This is a genomic window from Pontibacter toksunensis (genome assembly GCF_042686245.1).
Lineage (GTDB): Bacteria > Bacteroidota > Bacteroidia > Cytophagales > Hymenobacteraceae > Pontibacter > Pontibacter toksunensis.
The window spans coordinates 182,144-200,160 of the sequence record NZ_JBHUOX010000007.1 but is presented as its reverse complement, the minus strand read 5'-3'; the positions used below and the strand labels follow the sequence as shown (position 1 = coordinate 200,160).

Sequence of the window (18,017 nt, the reverse complement as noted above, 5' to 3'; positions counted from 1 at the left end):
GCATCTTAATTGACAGTAAAGTTTACACATACTTAAAAATTATTGTATCAACTTAGCCTATGAAACAAGGGCAAAGCCTCTGGACCAGAGAAGAATTAATTTTAGCTATAAATTTGTATTGCAAAATACCCTTTGGGAAGGTTCATAAAAGTAACACCGAAGTCATTCATTTAGCTCAGCTAATAGGAAGAAGCCCAAGCTCTGTTGCATATAAATTAGTAAATTTTGCTAGTCTTGATCCGAGTCTGAAAGAGAGAGGAATCAAAGGCGCTCAAAATACAAGCAAACTCGACAAAGAAATTTGGAATGAATTTTATAATAATTGGGATGAACTACCTTTTGAAAGTGAAAAACTTCGTGCAAACTTTGAGCATTCTACTGTTGAAGCGATAAATAATATTGAAGAAGCTGATTTACCCAAAGAAGGAAAAATTAGGGAGCAGTTGGTAAAGGTTAGAGTTAACCAAAGCTTTTTCAGAAGTACAATACTTGCAGCTTATAACTCAACCTGCTGTATAACCGGACTTAGTAACCCTTCACTTTTGATTGCAGGCCATATAAAACCGTGGGCTGTTGATGAAGTTAATCGCTTAAATCCTCAAAATGGAATAGCTATCAATGCACTACATGATAAAGCTTTTGAGTCTGGACTTTTAACTATTACACCAGAATTTAAAATCAAGATTTCTTCAAAAATCAAAGATCAGAAACAAGACAGAGAAACACTTCAGAACTACTTTATACAGTATGATAAAAAAAATATATTTTTACCCTCGAAATTTTTACCAGCAAGAGAGTTTCTAGAATATCATAACAAGGAAAGATTTATATCCTGATGACCAACTCAGACCTCCTCTCCCACTTCCAGAACATAAACACTTGGCAAAGCAAAGGCACCAGAGCGCCACACAAACCGCTACTGATGCTGCTGGCTTTGGGAGAAATTCAAAGGGGAAATACTGGCTTTATACCATACACTATTATAGAGCCGAGGTTAAAGGATCTGTTGCTTGATTTTGGGCCGCAACGTAAAACATTATATCCTAATTTTCCTTTCACCAAACTTGCCAATGACAACCTATGGCAGTTTAATAAACCGGAGCTGCTAGATACCAAACAAGATTACAGCTCTAAGTTTCTCCGTGAGCACGACCTGCAAGGCAAATTTCCAGATGACGTAACGCTACAGCTAAAACAGAATCCGGAACTCCTAAGAAGTGTAGCCGAAGCCATACTGGAGCAGAATTTCCCTGATACCCTTCACCAGGATATATTGGACGCTGTAGGACTGGATATTACTGCTGAGCCTGTTGTTAGCAAAATAAAGCAGCGCCGAAGACGAGATCCGTTCTTCCGGGAAAGTATATTGAAAGCCTATGAGTATAAATGTGCTGTATGTAGCTTTGGGGTAAGGCTAAAGCACAAGATACTTGCTTTGGAAGCAGCGCATATCATGTGGCACCAGGCTGGTGGCCCGGATGTAGAAGTAAATGGTTTGGCCTTATGTGCCACCCATCATAAATTATTCGACTTAGGAGCATTTACTGTCAATCCTGATCTTAGAATGCTGGTTTCTGATGAAGTGAACGGGCTGGGTGCCAATGAATGGTTACTACAGCATCATGGAAAATCTATTCAGCCTCCTCAAAAGAAGAGTTTTTACCCTGACCCCGAGTTCACTATATGGCACGTGAACGAAGTATTCAAGGGCGGCTACAGAGATTTATAAGCTTTCTTATTCGCTGAGTCTCATTTAGCTTATTGGCTAATACATCTTACCTGTTTACCTGGTCTGCATCCTGCATTACAACAGCTAAAAACGCAAAAGCCGCTTCATCCGTGAAGCGGCTTTTGCGTTTTTAAATAAGAGAGAGTTAGAGCTTTGCTGTATCGTTTTTGTTCAGCCAGCGCTCAAAAAACTCATAGGTCCGCAGCATCTGGTCGATGCGCTGGCGGTTGTTTCCGCTACGGGTAATTTCGTGTGTTGCTCCTGGGTGACGCACATACTCTACCGGCCTGTTTAAAATCTTCAGGCTTTTGTAAAGCATTTCACTTTGTATCACACCGGTACGTAAGTCATTCTCCCCATGAAAAATGATTAGCGGCGTCGTGATGTTCTGCACGTAGGTAAGCGGTGATTCGGACTGCAGAATAGGCTTGCTTTCCGCCTCCCACGGATAACCCCCGAAATAGTTTGGAACCAGGCGCCAGGCATTGCCCTCCCCGAAGAAGGTGCCCAGGTCGTACACGCCGCGCTGCGAGCAAGCCGCTGCAAAGCGCTTGTCGTGGCCAAGAATCCAGGACACCATATAGCCTCCGTAAGAACCACCAGTCACAGCCAAACGTGCCGTGTCTGCCCAGCCTTCGGCTACGGCATGGTCCAGGGAAGTTAGAATGTCGGTGGCCGGTCCGTTGCCCCAGTCTTTCATGTTGGCGCGCATAAACTCCTCCCCATAACCTCCGGAACCACGCGGGTTGCTGTACACCACCCCATATCCTCTGGAAGCGAAGAACTGGTACTCGTGCCACATACTGCCCTCACCCGGGCCCCACATGGCCGTAGGGCCGCCATGTATCTCCAGTAGCATCGGGTACTTTTTGCCAGCTTCGTAATTTGTTGGCTTCATCACCCAATACTCAATTGTCTGGCCTTTGCTGTTGGTGAAGGTCTTTTTCTCCGGCAGGCTCAGCTTCTTGTCTTTCACCCAGTCATAATTAAAGGATGAGATTCGCTTTGCATTTTTAGCAGTTGCATCCGCCAGGTACAACTCGCTCGGGTTGGCTACCTCTGTTTTTACATACACCAGCTTATTTTTATGAACAGCAAAGCTGCCCACACCGCTGTTGAAATCGGTAAGCTCCTCTACGTTTTTCTTTTTAGGGCTTACCCTGTTCAGAAGCACGCCACCATTAGAGGGGGAAGTAAAATACAAGTACTTGTCATCTTCTGTCCAGGTAAGGTTGCTCTTGTTTCGGTCATAGGGAATAGTCACCATATCTGCTTCTTTGCCATCCAAAGGTATGAGGGCAAGCTTGGGAATCCTGACATCGTTAATGGGCTGGTACTGGAAAGCCAGCCACTTACCGGAAGGTGACAGGGCAGCATTGCTATAAGCCATTCCTTTTTGCCCTAGAAGCTGCTTCAGCCCGCTTCCGTCTGTGTTGATGCTGAAGATTTCAGATTCACGTGAGCGGTTGGGGTGCTCCGAATCGTCCTTGTCTCCTTCGAAGATAATACGCCTGCCATCCTTTGTGAAAGATGGATTGTAGCTGGTAGAAAAGCCAGGGGTCAGATCCCGTGGCGTAGCTTCCGGCCGGGCATCCATGATAAAGATGTGAGACAGTTCTATGCTTCCCGTTACACCTGCTTCTTCCTGAAAGTCGAGTTGGTTGATAACTTTAGCTTTGTTGTCCTTTTCGTTTTTATCCAGGTAAGAGCGGATTTCCGCTAAAGAGCCATCGGCATTTGGCTTCGCTGCGTTTACGTTCAGGTTCTCATTCTGGAAGAAACCCGGCTTCTCGTAAGACCACTTGGGTATTTCCTTGTTCGGGTTTAGCAGGGAATCAGATAAGAATTCCTTCAGGCCGAAGCCCGATGTAAAAAGAAGCTGCTTCCCGTCGGGGCTCCACACCGGGCTGTTCGCGCCGTACTTAAACTTCGTCAACTGCACCGGCTCACCTCCTTCCATAGAAAGCAGGTAAATCTGCGGCTTTCCATCGGTTGCTCTTACAAAAGCTAGTTGCTTCCCGTCGGGGCTCCAGACAGGCTGCGAGGCGCTGTTGCTGCCATAGGTTAACTGCCGGGGAGTTTGTGCTGTGTTATTGACGGGCATGAGAAACAACTGGGTGCTGTACTTGTGCTCGGCTGCATTCGCAGGGTCCTGTTCAATGCTGGTGACGGAGAAAGCGGCCTTACTCCCATCGGGTGTAAGGGCTATACTGCCTATCTGCTTTATCTTCAGTAAGTCTGTTACCTTGACAGGCTCCTTTCCATTCTGGGCATTGGAAGTGAAGGCTACCACCAGCAAGCAGAGGAGCAGCACGAAAGGGTTCTTTTTCATTTTAATCATACAACAATATAAGGTGAGATTACTTTAGCCGGAGCGCAAGCTGCAGCATGCTTACAAAGATAAGAATACCAGCCATAATCAGGGGCTGCAGATGATGGGTTCTTACCCTGTGTTATAGCATGTAACTCCCCCTCGCCTCTTCCTGAGATCAGGTGTTTTTATTTCTGAGAAATGATGATGTGTCTTAAGCAGGGCACGAGCCTGATGAAAATTCCAGTGCAGCAAGCCACTTCGCTGTACTCCTGTTCGACCAATAGCCGGAAGGCAGTTGAGTTTATAGTCTTTAAATTCAAAAGAAAATTCAATTGTCTCCTGAAGCAGCAAAACAGCATTGCAGCCCCTCAGAAAAGGAATTTTATGGGCAACCTCTCCTCCATTTTTACCCTTTGCAAGGATTTTTTGAAGTATTAGGAGGTCCTTTATGCTTTTTTGGCATGGTTTGGGTTAAAGAGTGCATCGCAAAGACTGAACATTACTAAAAACAAATTATTACCAAAGCCTTGATGCACCACTATAAGAAGCTGCCTATATACCAGAAGGGAGAAGAAATATTTCACCTGATCTCCTGCATTGGAGAACTGGTGCCCGAAGATGATTCGATGCTGCAGCACATCCGTGTTTTTATGTTAGAAGATGCTGCTATCCTCACCGTAAAAATTTCCAGTGCAGCAGGAGCAGACCTGTATGATATTCAGATGGAGAACGCCGTGCTGATACGTAAAGCAGCCCGGGACCTGCTAACCAACTGCACGGCCCTGGAGCTGTACGGCTTTCAGGACACCACCTACCTGCCCTTGCTCCGCCAGACCATTGAAGAATACCGGTTGCTCTTCCTGCAGTGGGTTGCCGGCTTCGACCCATGGAACTACCTGTGGGATGACTGGGGCCTTTTTAACCCGCCAGGCACAAGCAGACAGGAAGACGAGGACCACCTTGAGGAAAGCAGTATTTAATAGCTGATGCAAGCAGCATAAAGAGAATCAATTGAAGCATCAAGGCTCCCCGGGCCATTTATGCGCGGCATCAGGAGAAAAAAAAAGGCAGCCAGGAGTATAATTCCTGGCTGCCTTTTGGGTGCTGAATTCTAGAAGTTTTACATCGCCGAAGGAGGCAGTATTACTTTGTCGATCACATGCACTACTCCGTTAGAAGCTTCTACATTCGGCATGGTCACGGTGGCGTCATTTACCTTCACCTTGTCACCTTCTATCATTACTTTCAGTTGCTCACCACTCAGGAGCGGGTTCACCGTCATGCCGTCAGACAAATCCGCCGCCATCACATTGCCCTGCGTGACATGGTAACTCAGGATGTCGACCAGCTTCTGCTTGTTCTCCGGCTTGAGCAGGTCCTCCAGCGTACCTGCCGGAAGGGCTGCAAACGCTTCGTTGCTCGGCGCAAACACTGTGTATGGGCCGCCGTCCTGCAAGGTGCCTGCCAGGTCAGCTGCCTGTAAGGCCTGCACCAGCGTAGACAACTCCGGAGTGTTGGAAGCCAACGCCACAATATTTGGCTTTTCTGTTTCCATGGCTACTTCTTCAGTAGTTGCCATTTCTGTTTCTGCTACCATTTCTTCGCTTTCTGTCGCTTCTTCGTTGCTGCTGGTGCATCCAAACATTAAAAACGCGGCACAGATGTAAAAGCTTAACTCTTTCATAATTTTAATTTGGTTGGTTTTCAGAAGGTTAACTAAGGAGCAGGCAGAATGTTCAGGCAAATATTTTTGTATGCTTTACTTTCAGGAAAAAATAATCAGCTGAATCAGCCGCTATTCTCTCTGCTACAGCAACTGGAAATAAGAAAGCCTAAGGAGGCTACAGCGACTTGTTTCTTTTTGATTTATTTACTGGTAGTTGTGCAACACACTCCTTCTAGCCGTGGGAAAGTGATAGCCACCTATATGATAGGGCTTACCTATTTCTTCCTATATTTACACCTGCAAATAAAATAAACTATGTATACAGGATTACAGCATTTACACTCGTACCTGACTTATCTGGTACTTTTAGGACTTATTATCAGCTTTCTGGCTGCCCTTGCCGGTCTGTTTGGGAGCAGGCTTTTCACTGACAAAGACAGGAAACTAAGCCTGCTCGGCCTGATCCCGGTGCACCTGCAGTGGGTAGTAGGCATCATCCTATATTTTGTTTCGCCACGGGGGTTCTCTAATTTCTCAGGCGAGGCCATGGGCGATTCGGTATCCAGGCTTTACATACTGGAGCACCCGCTAACCATGATCATCGCCGTTATCCTGATCACGATTGGCTACTCCCGCGCGAAACGCATGCAGGGCACAAATGCCGGATTTAAGTCCATCGCCATTTTTTATGGTATCGGGCTGGCGCTTATACTCCTCCGCATTCCCTGGAATGCATGGCCGGGAAATTAGGTAAGAAGATTCCATAAAAAAGGCTCCCTGTGCAAAACACGGGGAGCCTTTTTTATGGAATCTGTCTTTTATGTCTTTGGAAACATTGTTCTTCAATTTCAATTTAAACTACCAACGTTTTTTGATGTTTTTTTGATGTACCGGGTCCAACCACCCCTACCCCTCCTTGTCAAAGGAGGGGAGCCTGCTTTTTTAGGCCGCCAATGGCTTTTTCTATTGTTGAGGCTACTTATTACTGAAGTCTGCCAGCACGAAGTAAGTTAGTTTCCAGACTTTCCGTTGAGCGCCTGGGGGTAGGGGCCCTCTATTGTAATTGATGCGGTGCCAAACACAGTGAGGCAGCTTATACAAAACCGGTATATGCTACAAACTGCTTTCTCCTACTTCACCTCAAACGTACTCTCATTTATACCCAGCTTGTTTTTTGAGTGTAGCTCCACCGGGAAACCCCACAGGTAGCGGATGTGCTCCAGGGTGGTCTGGGTGCTGTCAGAGTCAAGGCGGCGATCTTTTTGTATGTAGTGCGTCAGGTACAGCTTGCTAGTTTGGTGCAGGTCTACTTTGGTTACCTGTATGTTGGGTACATGCGAGGAGCGGTCGTATTGGTTGCTCAGCTGCTCCCGCACCTTCCTGTAGCCCCGCTCGTTGTGGATGGCCCCTATCTCGTAAGTGTCCTCCTCCTCATCATCCAGAATGGTGAACAGCTTCATGTCGCGGATAACTTTCGGAGATAGGTACTGCAGGATAAAGGAGTCGTCCCGGAAGTTCTCCATCACATAATGCACCTGCTGCAACCAGTCTTTGCCAATCAGATTCGGGAACCAGGCTCTGTCTTCCGCCGTAGGCTCCTGGCAGATGCGCTTGATGTCCATGAAGATGTTGAAACCTAGGGTATAGGGATTCAGGCCGGAGTAGTATTTGCTGTTGTAGTCTGGCTGAAACAACACGCCGCTGTGGCTCTTGATGAACTCCAGCATAAAGCCATCGTTCACGTAGCCTTCTTCAAAGAGCTTGTTGATGATGTGGTAATGCGTGAATGTGGCAAATCCTTCGTTCATGACTTTGGTAGCCCCCTGCGGGTAAAAGTACTGCGACACCTTCCGCACGATCCGGATGATTTCCCTTTTCCACTGCGGCAGTGCCGGGGCATACTTTTCTATGAAATACAGGATGTTCTCTTCCGGGTCTTTCGGAAACCTTTGATCCTCCCCCAATGCCGCTTCTGTTATGGGTGGCGCCTGAGGCAAGGTTCTCCAGAGGTCGTCGTAGTTCTCCCTTTTGTTAAGAGTCAGTCTTTTAAGCCGTTCGTTCTCTTCTTTGGGGGAAAGTTTAGATGGCTTTTTATACTTATCTACGCCGTGGTACATCAGGGCATGTGCGGCGTCCAGCACCCGTTCCACCTCCTCTTCGCCATGCTCCTCTTCGCACTTCATAATATAGTCCCGCGCAAACACCATATAATCGACAATAGAGTCCGCAGCCGTCCAGTCGAGGAACATGTAGTTGTTGGCGAAAAAGGCATTGTGTCCCTGGCAGGCATGTGCAATCACGAGCAGCATCATGCAGGTGGAGTTGTTCTCCATGTTATAGCTGATGCAGGGGTTGGAGTTAATGACCAGTTCATACGAAAGGCCCATGCGGCCTTTGGTATAGTTGTTCTGGTTCAGGACGAAGTCCTTCCCGAACTTCCAGTGCGGGTATGAAGTGGGCAGGCCCGTCAGGGCATAGGCATCCAGCATCTGCTCCGACGTCACAATCTCTATCTGGTTCGGGTACGTTTTCAGCTTCAGGTATTCCTTTCCTATCTTGCTGATCACTTCATCTGCCGCCTCTAATGTGTCGTAGTCCCAGTTCGGGTTACAAAACATCGCTCTGTACTTATCTTTATCCATCATGGGTGTTTTCAGTTAAAGATTTTGTGTTTGCTTATTATGTAAAGTCGCAGGTATGTAATTGCAGACAGTATTCTCGCTCACAATCGATTTTAAGGCGCAGCATCGGTTCCCTTATCCAACCACCCCTTCCCCCTCCTGGGGGTGCAGGGGCCCCCTTTAGAGTCTAAGGCGGGGGATCTGCTGTTCCGGTTTTATCTGAATCTTTTGTAGCAACAGCTATAGAAATCTTATATGCTAGCTACAAATACAGAGCATTAGAAAGCAATTTAGCTCCCTCTCCTGTTTTTAGGAGAGGGCTGGGGTGAGGTAAAACTCCCCTCATAAGACAAGGAGGGGCAGGGGTGGTTGTACTCCTCTCCCCTTCACTGGTGCGGCCTGACAGCAAATACCTCAAACATGCGTGCAGTAGTAAGAAAATAGATAATGTGCTTTGTATCAAAATCAAGGATAGCCCATAAGTAACACCCGCCATTGTTGGTGTTTTCACCACAATAAAACTTGAGCAGCGGAGGTTTTAAGAGCTACAATTCGCACTAGCATAAAGACTGTCGTGCTTCCTGATACGAGCTACGAGATACCAAATGAAGACTACTACCCCGCTGCTACTTCATTCCGCTTCTTGAAAAGCCCCTGGAAGACAGGCCAGATTTCGTATACCTCGTAAACGTGCCGTATCGAGAACTCCTCATCGTTGCTGATGCGTTTGTAGGCCTGCCACAGGTCGCTCTCCCTCGATTTTTTATTTATTTCGATATAGGCCATGTACTGGATAGCCGGTAAGATAGTATCTGACAAGAGCTTCTTACACTCCAGCGCATCCTCCCGGCTCCACACGTCGCCGTCTGATGCCTGGCAGCAGTATACGTTCCAGCTGTCGTCGTACCGTTCCCGGATGATCTGGTGCATCAGCTTTAGGGAAGGGGCCACAACAGTCCCCCCGCTTTCCCTGGAGTTGAAGAACTCCTCTTCGTCTACCTCTTTGGCTTCTGTGTGGTGCCGGATAAACACGAGCTCCACATTCTTGTACTGCCTGGTCAGGAAGATGTATAAGAGCGTGAAAAACCGCTTAGCAATGTCTTTTTCGTGGTAGCCCATAGAAGCGGACACGTCCATGACGCAAAACATTACCGCAGAAGTAATGGGCACCGGCACCCGCTCAAAGTTGTTGTAGCGCAGGTCAATGTCTTCGAAGAAGGGGACTGTCTGTGCCTGCTTCGTTACTTTCTCAATCTGGAGTTCGAGCGCAACACGCTCTTCCAAATCGGTTGTAGCAGCAAGCAACTCCTTCAGGTCACGCAGCTTTTTATCGAAAACACCTTTCAGAGCCACCTGCCGGCCCAGCGACTGCTGGTAACTGGTTTTGATGTTTAACCGGGAAGGAACACTGTCTCTGGTATAGCCGGCGCGCCGCAGAGAAAAGCTTTCAGTGCTCTCCATCAGCTTTTTCACCATATTGGGCAGCTCCAGGTCATCGAAGAAATACTTCAGAAACTCTTCGCGCGACAATACGACTGTAAACTCGTCCTCGGTTACCTCGGGGCTGTTAGAGCCTTTGCCACTTCCGCCGCCACTGCCTTCCTTGGGCTTGGGCACCCGGTCTCCTTCCCGGAACTTGTCATTCCCCGGCTTCACAATCTGCTTTTTCCCGCTTCTGTGGTCGTGGCGGAAACTGGGCTCATCCAGTCCACGCACCGGCACTTTTACACTACCGCCCGTCTGGCTGTTCTTGATACTTTCCTGGCTGATGATGTCGGGCAGGGCCTTTTTGATTTGGTTTTCGACCCGCTTCAGAAACTTCTGCCGGTTTCCGGTAGACTTCCCCTTGTCATTCTTTCTTCTATCGATGATGCTGCTCATGGAAGTTAGAGAGTTAAAAAGTTAGAGAGTTGTTCTGAGGTAGAGGGTTCAGGAGTCGTTCTAAGTTAGAGAGTTAGAGAGTTTGGGAGTTAGAAAGTAAAAAAGGATGAGTCAGGGTATAATGCTTTAATAAAAGACATACTTTAACATTCTATTTTTTTACTTCTAAACATTTCAACTCCAAATAATTCTCTAACTCTTTAACTTTCTAACTCCTAATCTCTTACCCTATCCCATCGTCTTCCTTACCCGCATAAACCAATCCACCAGAATGCGAATCTGCTTATCGGTATAGCCCCTGTCTTTCATTCTCCTGGTGAAGTCCCTGTGCTTCTTCTCATCCTCTTCATTTGATTTAGCATTGAAGGAGACCACCGGCAGCAGGTCTTCTGTATTGGTGAAGATCTTCTTCTCAATAACATTTTTGATTTTCTCGTAAGAATCCCACCTCGGGCTTTCTCCTCCATGGTTTGCCTTGTAACGCAGCGTAAAGTTGGTTACCTCTGCGCGGAAGTCCTTTGGATTGGCAATACCGGCCGGCTTTTCGATTTTCTCCAGCTCCGCGTTCAGAATGCTCCTGTCAAAAATCTCTCCTGAGTCCGGATCGCGGTAGTCATTATTCTGCATCCAGTGGTCTGCATAAATCACATACTTCTCAAAGATGTTCTGGCCGTAGGAAGAATAAGACTCGATATAGGCTTTCTGGATTTCGTCAGAGATAAACTCTGCATACTTGCTGGCCAGCACAGACTTAATCAGGTGCAGGTACTTGGTTTCCGTTTCCGGCGGAAGCATCATTTTGATCACCTCCTGCTCCAGCACATACAGCAGGTGCACGGGGTTAGCCGCAATTTCCTCGCTGTCGAAGTTAAATACCCTGGAAAGAATCTTAAAGGCAAAGCGAGTGGAGATACCCTGCATGCCTTCGTTGATGCCGGCATCATCGCGGTACTCCTGTATCGATTTGGCGTTCGGGTCGGTCTCCCGTAGTGTTTCACCGTTATACACCCGCATCTTGGAATAGATGGTAGAGTTTTCCGGCTCCTTCAACCGCGACATTACAGAGAACTCAGCCAGCAATTCGATGGTTTTAGGAGCGCAGGGAGCCTCTTTTAGGGAGCTTTCCTTAATGAGTTTTTCGTAAATCTTGATTTCTTCGCTCACGCGCAGGCAGTATGGCACCTGTACCTTATAGATACGGTCCAGGAAGGCTTCGTTCTTTTTATCGTTCAGGAACTTGGCCCACTCCGACTCATTGGAGTGAGCGAGAATGATGCCATCAAAAGGAATAGCACCGATAGGCTCAGTGCCTTTATAATTCTTTTCCTGCGTGGCAGTTAAAAGGGGGTTAAGCACTTTAATGGGTGCCTTGAACATCTCCACAAACTCCAGCAGGCCCTGATTGGCAAGGCAAAGGCCACCGGTATAGGAGTAAGCGTCCGGATCGCTCTGCTGGTACTCTGCCAGCTTTCGTATATCCACTTTACCTACCAGCGTGGAAATGTCCTGGTTGTTTTCATCACCTGGCTCTGTTTTGGAAATGGCTATCTGCTCCTGAATAGAAGGGAACAGCATGATCACCTTAAACCTGTTGATGTCGCCGCCAAACTCCCGGAGCCTTTTAGATGCCCAGGGACTCATACAGCCCGGCACATAGCGCGACGGAATATTATATTCCTCTTCCAGTTCCTCGGTATAATCGGCAAACAGCCCCAGCGGGCTCTCAAATACAGGGCTTATCTCCTCCCCTGCCTTCAGCACATAAATGGGGTGCTGCTGCATCAGGTGCTTGAGCTTTTCGGCGAGGGAGCTTTTACCTCCTCCCACAGGCCCCATCAGGTACAGAATCTGCTTCTTTTCTTCCAAGCCCTGCGCTGAGTGCCTGAAATAGGAAACAATCTGCTCCACAGTACTCTCCATGCCATAGAAGTCTTTGAAGGCTGGGTAAACTTTAATCTTCTTGTTGGAGAAAATTCTGCTTAGCACCGGATCCTGGCGTGTGTCCAGCATTTCCGGCTCCCCAATGGCATCGAGTATCCTTTCAGCAGGCTTGGCATACACCTTAGGGTTTTTCTTACACTCCTCGAGATAGGCAGCTACTGTCATCTCGTTCATTGAAGCACTGTAATTTGTCTTGATCTTTTCTAAAATGTTCATAGGGTGTGTCTTAATAACAAAGTCAGAATCATTTTACAACATAGAGCAAAAGCAGTGTCTCAAAGTTTAAATGGAGTTCAAGCTACTGCTAAGCAACTAATCTTATCATAGGTGTTTTTTATTTGTATAGATTTTAGAGGCATCAATTAAGTACAGAAGATACAAAAAATCCTGCAAAATATATGCCTGAAAAATTAAAAATGTTGAGCTTATTGTTTAAACCCTTTGTCTTAGAAGAACTTCTCAGGAGGCAAAAGGTTCACAGGAGCCGCTATAATGGCTGTTTCAGGCTGAAAGAGATTCTTAAACGACTCCTCCTTTGCAAGCCTGCCGTAGAGCGAGTGAGAGCGAAGGCAGCTGTACAAACCCGTGTTCATACAACCTGTGTTACACAAACAGGTGAGTGCTGTTATCTCTCACTTTTACTATTCAAACAAAGGCCAAGCATGGCTGACGCTCTGTCCGGTTTTTGGGTCTACTACAGGAACAGCGATAAGATATTTTAAATTCAAAATGGATAATATTTTGTGAGCAAATTTTTTCGCCCGTACAAAATAAAGATAACAGGACCAGCCATTTCTAAACCTTTCACCACGCTTCTGCTTATAAGGTATAATCAGAAACTTAATTTAAATAAAGCGATGGAAGAAGGAAAAAAAAGTGCCGATGCGGTAGAGAAAGAAGGAGAAAAAGTGACTGGCGGCACGGATGCTACAGAAAATAAAAAAGCCGGCACTTCTGGTGAGAAAGAAGGCGGCGAAGAATATATACCAGGTACTCCCACAAAGAAAGAAGACTCTACTGGTTACAACGAACTGCCGGAGCAAAGCAAAGTAGGCGGCGGATGATATGTAATGAAGTACAGCAAGAATTTGAAGGGAGCACTGCCGGGTGCTCCCTTTTTGTCTGCCCACTCACATGGCACACCTGCCTTTGAAAACGCACAGTTCATCACAGACATCCTGAGCAGCATGTATACCTCAGCAGGATAAACTGCTATAGCGCTGCGCATCGCTTTTGATGCCTTGGCACTCTCATCCCTTCTGAAAATCTTCTCCTTACCCCTCCCGAATTCCAACCTACTGATTATCAGATGAAATATTGCACTCACCCTGTGCTTTACTAAAATATTTCTTATATATTTAGCATATACTTTATGGCCTGATCATGAGCAAGCTCTTTTTCATCAGCCTCGCCGCAGCGCTTCTCCTGGCGTTTACCTCCGCTGCCAACCAGCTGCTGGTGCCAATGGACAATGTCCAGAAAGACCACTTGAAAGCCTACGGAGTGGCTTATTGGGTTCTGCAGCACAAACAGGAGGTGGATTGGCTGCTCAATTACAGGGGAGGTAGCTTTGCCTTCCGGCAATCGCCAGAATTTGAGGAAGAATTACGAGCAAGAGGTGTCATTTATACTATACTCTCAGATGCCCAATACAGTCTTATTCTGCAACAGATAGCTGATCCGGACGCTAACATGGAGGTAATGAAGCTGGAAAAGGTGCCCACCATTGCCGTTTACTCCCCCAAAACAGAGCAGCCCTGGGATGACGCCGTGACGCTGGTGCTTCAGTACGCGGAAATCCCCTATGACCTTGTCTTTGATGATGAGGTGCTGGCAAAGGAGCTTGCGCGCTATGATTGGCTTCACCTGCACCACGAAGATTTTACTGGTCAATACGGGAAGTCCGGCCGCCGCCACTCGGTTTGGCTACAGACCCAGAAGCAGGAATCAGAGGACGTGGCTAAAAAGTATGGATACAGCAAAGTTACGCAGATGAAGCTCGGGGTGGTGAAGGAAATAAAAGCCTTTGTGGCAGGGGGCGGCTTTATGTTTGCCATGTGCTCCGCCACCGACACCTACGACCTGGCCCTTGCCGCGAACGGTGTGGACATTGTGGATGTGATGTATGACGGGGATGGCGTGGACCCGGAGGCGCAGAAGAAGCTGGATTTCAGCCAGTGCTTCGCCTTCAAGGATTTTGAGGTATACCTTAGCCCTTATGAACGGGAATTTTCCAGCATCGACAACCAGCGCCGCGAACGAGGCATTTACGAAGGGAACGATTACTTCTCCCTCTTCACCTTTTCCGCCAAGTGGGACCACATCCCCACCATGCTGACGCAAAACCATGAAAAAACCATAAAAGGCTTTATGGGCCAGACCACCGCCTATAAGAAGCAGTATGTGAAGGCAGCAGCCACTATAATGGGCGTAACAGAGGAGGCAGGTGAAGTGCGCTACTTAAACGGAACCGTAGGCAAAGGCACCTGGACCTTCTATGGCGGCCACGATCCGGAAGACTACTGGCACATGCCTGGCGAAGCCCCCACAGACCTTGCCCTGTACCCAAACTCCCCCGGCTACCGCCTTATCCTGAACAACATCCTCTTCCCTGCCGCCAAAAAGAAAAAGCCAAAGACGTGATGTGCTTTAGTACATCAGCAGAATTGCCAGCACAAAGTGAACATTTTTCAATCTTTAGAATGAGCGCCTGGGGGTGCAGCCTTAATGCAGTAAACTTAAATTTTTTTGTCATCTCGACCAAAGGGAGAGATCTGGGATATTGCGGGAGCATGAAATAACACAAATTTCTCACTGGGTTCGAAATGACAGTTTAGCTTTTGTTATTACTTAAGCTGACGATATTGGGTGCAGAGGGCCTCTTAAGATTCCACAGAGGAGAACCAAAATCATTACATAGGGATGCACTATCAGTTAAACTCAAGCTTTACCTTTCCTTAACTCCAGCACAGTAACCTCCGGCCAGATACCTACTCTGCCACTGAAACCAATAAAACCAAAGCCACGGTTCACGTACAGCAGGCGCTGATTGTCCTGAGCTAAACCAGCCCAGTTTTTGTACCGGTACTGCACCGGGCTCCAGCGTACCAGCGGGGTTTCTACCCCGAACTGCATGCCATGGGTGTGTCCTGAGAGCGTGAGATGTACACGTGTAGGGTGCAATCTAACAACCTCATCCCAATGTGAGGGATCATGCGAGAGCAGAATTTTAAAAGCATCCTGCTCTACCCCAGCCAGGGCCTTATCCAGGTCTCCCAGCTGGATGAAGCCCCTTCCCCAGTTCTCCACGCCAAGTAGGGCCAGCTTCTGACCATCCTTTTCAACCAGCACATGTTCATCGAGCAGCAGGCGGTAACCCATGGCGGCATGGTGTTGCTTCAGGCGCTCCATGTTTGTTTCCTTGGCCGCCTCACTTTCCCAGTTAGCGTACATGCCATAGTCATGGTTTCCCAAAACAGAGTATTGCCCGTATGGGGCCTTAATCTGACCGAAATTATCCATGTACGGCACAATTTCAGTGGCATGGTCATTCACAAGGTCGCCGGTAAAAACGAACAAATCAGATTGCTGTGCTTTCACCAGTTCGATGCCGCGTTGTACGGCTTCCGCGTTATCAAAGCTGCCGGAATGGATATCAGAAACTTGTGTAATAGTGAAACCGTCAAAAGCTTCCGGCAAGTCATCGAAATACAAGGTATGCCGGTGCACGGTATAGTCATACTTGCCTTTCACGGTGCCATACACAAAAGAGACAAAGGGTATGCTAGCCAGCGCCAGGGCCACCTGACTCATAAACTTTCTGCGCTCCGGCACCAGCTGCTCTTTCTCTGTTTTTTCTCCTTTACCTCCCGGTATCCGCCTGAAGAAACGGTAAACTGCTTTAGCAGCCCGAAAGATATCCTCGAGGAGCAACACCAGTGAGAAAACAAGTTTTGTAACCAGAAAGGTTAGAAAAGCATTGATAAACCACTGCACCAGTGGCGTGGCGGTGTCGTCAGCAAACCGGATGTAAATGGAAATGCCAAAGCCAATGAGAAAGCAGACAAAGAAAAGCCAGTAGGCCCAGTACACCGTTTTACGCGCACGCTCTGAGCGCCAGTGAGCGGTCAGGCGTTTAAGCCCCTGAAAAACATACCAGTCCAGAAAGAGGGTGATAAGCCCCAGTATTAAAATAAATTGCGACATACGCGATGTTAAAAATTCCGGGGTGTGCTGTCAGAAATAAAAAAAATCCCTCACGTTTTTTCCCCTTGCAGGTATTCCTAACGGTGCAGCAGGAGAATAAGATATACATCCCGCACCGGAGTTTGCTTTACTCTACCATTTTAACCTGAACATAATTTGCCTTTCCTCCATTATTACTAGATTCGCCGGAATAAAATCCGTACACATCCCAGCTATGTTCCCTTCCGGACAGGCTGCTGCTATGGATTGGAACCTGATTACCTGTCATGACTGACCCTCATACCCCAGGCGCGGAACCTCAGTTAACCCGCACCACTCTTTGGCTGATGACCATTGCTTCCGGCATGGTGGTAGCGAACATATATTATAACCAGCCACTGCTGGTGAAGATAGCCGAAACTTACCAGGTGCCTGAGGCGCAGGCAGGTTGGGTAGCCATGCTCACACAGGTAGGCTATGCCATCGGCCTGCTGTTTATCATCCCGCTTGGCGATATGCTCCGGCGCAAGCGTCTGATTCTTTTTGATTTTCTGCTCATTATTCTATCGCTGCTGCTGGCCGCGTTTTCTCCTAATATCTACACCCTGATGGTAGCCAGCCTGCTGATTGGCGCTACGTCGGTAGTGCCACAACTCTTTGTGCCCATGGCAGCCCACCTTGCCCGCCCGGAGGCACGGGGCAAAGCAGTGGGCACCGTCATGAGCGGGCTGCTGATTGGCATATTGTGCTCCCGTACGCTCAGCGGCTTTGTTGGCGAGCACCTGGGGTGGCGGGCAATGTTCGTGATAGCAGCCGGGCTAATGCTGGTGCTTTGGGTGGTACTGTATTACCTGCTCCCGGAGGTGCACCCGCAGTTTAAGGGTAACTACAAAAGTTTGATGAAATCGTTGGTTCACCTGTTCCGGACAGAACCTAAACTAAGGCTTGCCTCCTTCAGGGGAGCTTTGTCTTTTGCCTGCTTCGGCGGTTTCTGGACAACGCTGGTGTTCCTGCTCGAGGCGCCACCGTTCAACGCAGGGAGCGATGTAGCCGGCGCCTTCGGACTTGTGGGTGCAGGTGGCGCCGTAATGGCCTCGGTGATGGGCAGGTTGAGCGACAAGTTTGACACCCGGAATATCCTCATCGCCACCATTGGCATGATAACACTTTCTTATATTATATTCGGAGTGTTCAGTACCAGCCTCATAGGCCTGGTGCTTGGCGTTATCCTGCTCGACCTGGGTCTGCAGGCTTCTCACATCGCCAACCAGACGCTTATCTTCTCGCTTCAACCACAGGCCCGAAATCGCCTGAATACTGTGTACATGTTTATTTACTTTATGGGTGGGGCCACCGGTACAATCATTGCCAGCCAGGCCTGGCAGGTATGGCGCTGGAATGGTGTGGTGCTGGTGGGGTTGGTGTTTTCTTCGCTGGCGCTGCTAGTACATATCCTGTTCTCCAAAAAGAACAGTCCTGCTATCATAACATTAAATGCAGAAAAGACAACGGTAGAATAAGCTGTGTTTTTTATATTGGCGGGCTGTATGAGTAGCCTGTAAAATTAGGAGTCTTGGTCGCTGAATACTTGTTTTGAGCGCTTTTACCTATGTCAATCCACTCCAGGGAGGAGAATGCTACATTCTTTCACGAATTTCTCTCCTCGGAGTAGGCAGGGCT

At 47.8% G+C, this 18,017-nt stretch carries 15 protein-coding genes; 8 read left to right on the top strand and 7 right to left on the bottom strand.

What is annotated here, in order from left to right:
* Positions 1 to 59 precede the first annotated feature (59 nt).
* Both ACFS7Z_RS11850 and ACFS7Z_RS11845 read left to right on the top strand, forming a co-directional pair.
* Positions 60 to 836: an HNH endonuclease gene (locus tag ACFS7Z_RS11850; RefSeq protein WP_377484734.1), complete on the top strand. Its 777-nt coding sequence runs from the start codon at positions 60 to 62 to the stop codon at positions 834 to 836.
* The gene (locus ACFS7Z_RS11845) at positions 836 to 1,729 is read left to right on the top strand and encodes a phosphorothioated DNA-binding restriction endonuclease (protein WP_377484732.1); all 894 of its coding nucleotides are present in this window, start codon (positions 836 to 838) and stop codon (positions 1,727 to 1,729) included. The genes ACFS7Z_RS11850 and ACFS7Z_RS11845 overlap by 1 nt, the downstream gene beginning before the upstream one ends.
* Positions 1,730 to 1,874: 145 nt before the next feature.
* On the opposite strand, the gene ACFS7Z_RS11840 is transcribed toward ACFS7Z_RS11845, so the two are convergent.
* The gene (locus ACFS7Z_RS11840) at positions 1,875 to 4,061 is read right to left on the bottom strand and encodes a S9 family peptidase (RefSeq protein ID WP_377484730.1); all 2,187 of its coding nucleotides are present in this window, start codon (positions 4,059 to 4,061) and stop codon (positions 1,875 to 1,877) included.
* Between the two features lie 512 nt (positions 4,062 to 4,573).
* On the opposite strand from ACFS7Z_RS11840, the gene ACFS7Z_RS11835 reads away from it, so the two are divergent.
* Positions 4,574 to 5,023: a hypothetical protein gene (locus ACFS7Z_RS11835; protein ID WP_377484768.1), complete on the top strand. Its 450-nt coding sequence runs from the start codon at positions 4,574 to 4,576 to the stop codon at positions 5,021 to 5,023.
* Positions 5,024 to 5,163: 140 nt separating this feature from the next.
* Here ACFS7Z_RS11835 and ACFS7Z_RS11830 read toward each other — a convergent pair whose 3' ends face one another.
* Positions 5,164 to 5,727, bottom strand: a complete 564-nt coding sequence (locus ACFS7Z_RS11830; RefSeq protein WP_377484728.1) for a fasciclin domain-containing protein — start codon at positions 5,725 to 5,727, stop codon at positions 5,164 to 5,166.
* 297 nt (positions 5,728 to 6,024) lie between these two features.
* On the opposite strand from ACFS7Z_RS11830, the gene ACFS7Z_RS11825 reads away from it, so the two are divergent.
* Positions 6,025 to 6,459 (top strand): hypothetical protein, encoded by a 435-nt coding sequence (locus tag ACFS7Z_RS11825; RefSeq protein ID WP_377484726.1) that lies wholly within the window; start codon positions 6,025 to 6,027, stop codon positions 6,457 to 6,459.
* A gap of 380 nt (positions 6,460 to 6,839) precedes the next feature.
* Here ACFS7Z_RS11825 and ACFS7Z_RS11820 read toward each other — a convergent pair whose 3' ends face one another.
* From ACFS7Z_RS11820 to ACFS7Z_RS11805, 4 genes are all read right to left on the bottom strand, one after another.
* Positions 6,840 to 8,354: a SpoVR family protein gene (locus ACFS7Z_RS11820; protein ID WP_377484724.1), complete on the bottom strand. Its 1,515-nt coding sequence runs from the start codon at positions 8,352 to 8,354 to the stop codon at positions 6,840 to 6,842.
* A 591-nt stretch (positions 8,355 to 8,945) separates the two neighbouring features.
* Positions 8,946 to 10,211 carry a YeaH/YhbH family protein gene (locus tag ACFS7Z_RS11815; protein ID WP_377484722.1) on the bottom strand — a complete coding sequence of 422 codons (1,266 nt, stop codon included), beginning with the start codon at positions 10,209 to 10,211 and terminating at the stop codon, positions 8,946 to 8,948.
* 228 nt (positions 10,212 to 10,439) lie between these two features.
* The gene (locus ACFS7Z_RS11810) at positions 10,440 to 12,368 is read right to left on the bottom strand and encodes a PrkA family serine protein kinase (protein ID WP_377484720.1); all 1,929 of its coding nucleotides are present in this window, start codon (positions 12,366 to 12,368) and stop codon (positions 10,440 to 10,442) included.
* 230 nt (positions 12,369 to 12,598) lie between these two features.
* Positions 12,599 to 12,745 carry a hypothetical protein gene (locus tag ACFS7Z_RS11805; protein WP_377484718.1) on the bottom strand — a complete coding sequence of 49 codons (147 nt, stop codon included), beginning with the start codon at positions 12,743 to 12,745 and terminating at the stop codon, positions 12,599 to 12,601.
* A gap of 264 nt (positions 12,746 to 13,009) precedes the next feature.
* Here ACFS7Z_RS11805 and ACFS7Z_RS11800 point away from each other — a divergent pair, with 264 nt between their 5' ends.
* The 3 genes from ACFS7Z_RS11800 (at position 13,010) to ACFS7Z_RS11790 (ending at position 14,795) form a co-directional block, all read left to right on the top strand.
* Positions 13,010 to 13,216 (top strand): hypothetical protein, encoded by a 207-nt coding sequence (locus ACFS7Z_RS11800; protein WP_377484716.1) that lies wholly within the window; start codon positions 13,010 to 13,012, stop codon positions 13,214 to 13,216.
* A gap of 6 nt (positions 13,217 to 13,222) precedes the next feature.
* Positions 13,223 to 13,360, top strand: coding sequence for a hypothetical protein (locus ACFS7Z_RS11795; protein ID WP_377484714.1), 138 nt, complete (start codon positions 13,223 to 13,225; stop codon positions 13,358 to 13,360).
* A gap of 175 nt (positions 13,361 to 13,535) precedes the next feature.
* Complete coding sequence (locus ACFS7Z_RS11790) at positions 13,536 to 14,795, top strand: asparagine synthetase B (RefSeq protein WP_377484712.1); 1,260 nt, start codon at positions 13,536 to 13,538, stop codon at positions 14,793 to 14,795.
* A gap of 297 nt (positions 14,796 to 15,092) precedes the next feature.
* Here ACFS7Z_RS11790 and ACFS7Z_RS11785 read toward each other — a convergent pair whose 3' ends face one another.
* Positions 15,093 to 16,358: a metallophosphoesterase gene (locus ACFS7Z_RS11785; RefSeq protein ID WP_377484710.1), complete on the bottom strand. Its 1,266-nt coding sequence runs from the start codon at positions 16,356 to 16,358 to the stop codon at positions 15,093 to 15,095.
* A gap of 266 nt (positions 16,359 to 16,624) precedes the next feature.
* Here ACFS7Z_RS11785 and ACFS7Z_RS11780 point away from each other — a divergent pair, with 266 nt between their 5' ends.
* On the top strand, positions 16,625 to 17,857 hold the full coding sequence (locus tag ACFS7Z_RS11780) for an MFS transporter (RefSeq protein ID WP_377484708.1): 1,233 nt from the start codon (positions 16,625 to 16,627) through the stop codon (positions 17,855 to 17,857).
* The last annotated feature ends 160 nt before the right edge of the window (positions 17,858 to 18,017 follow it).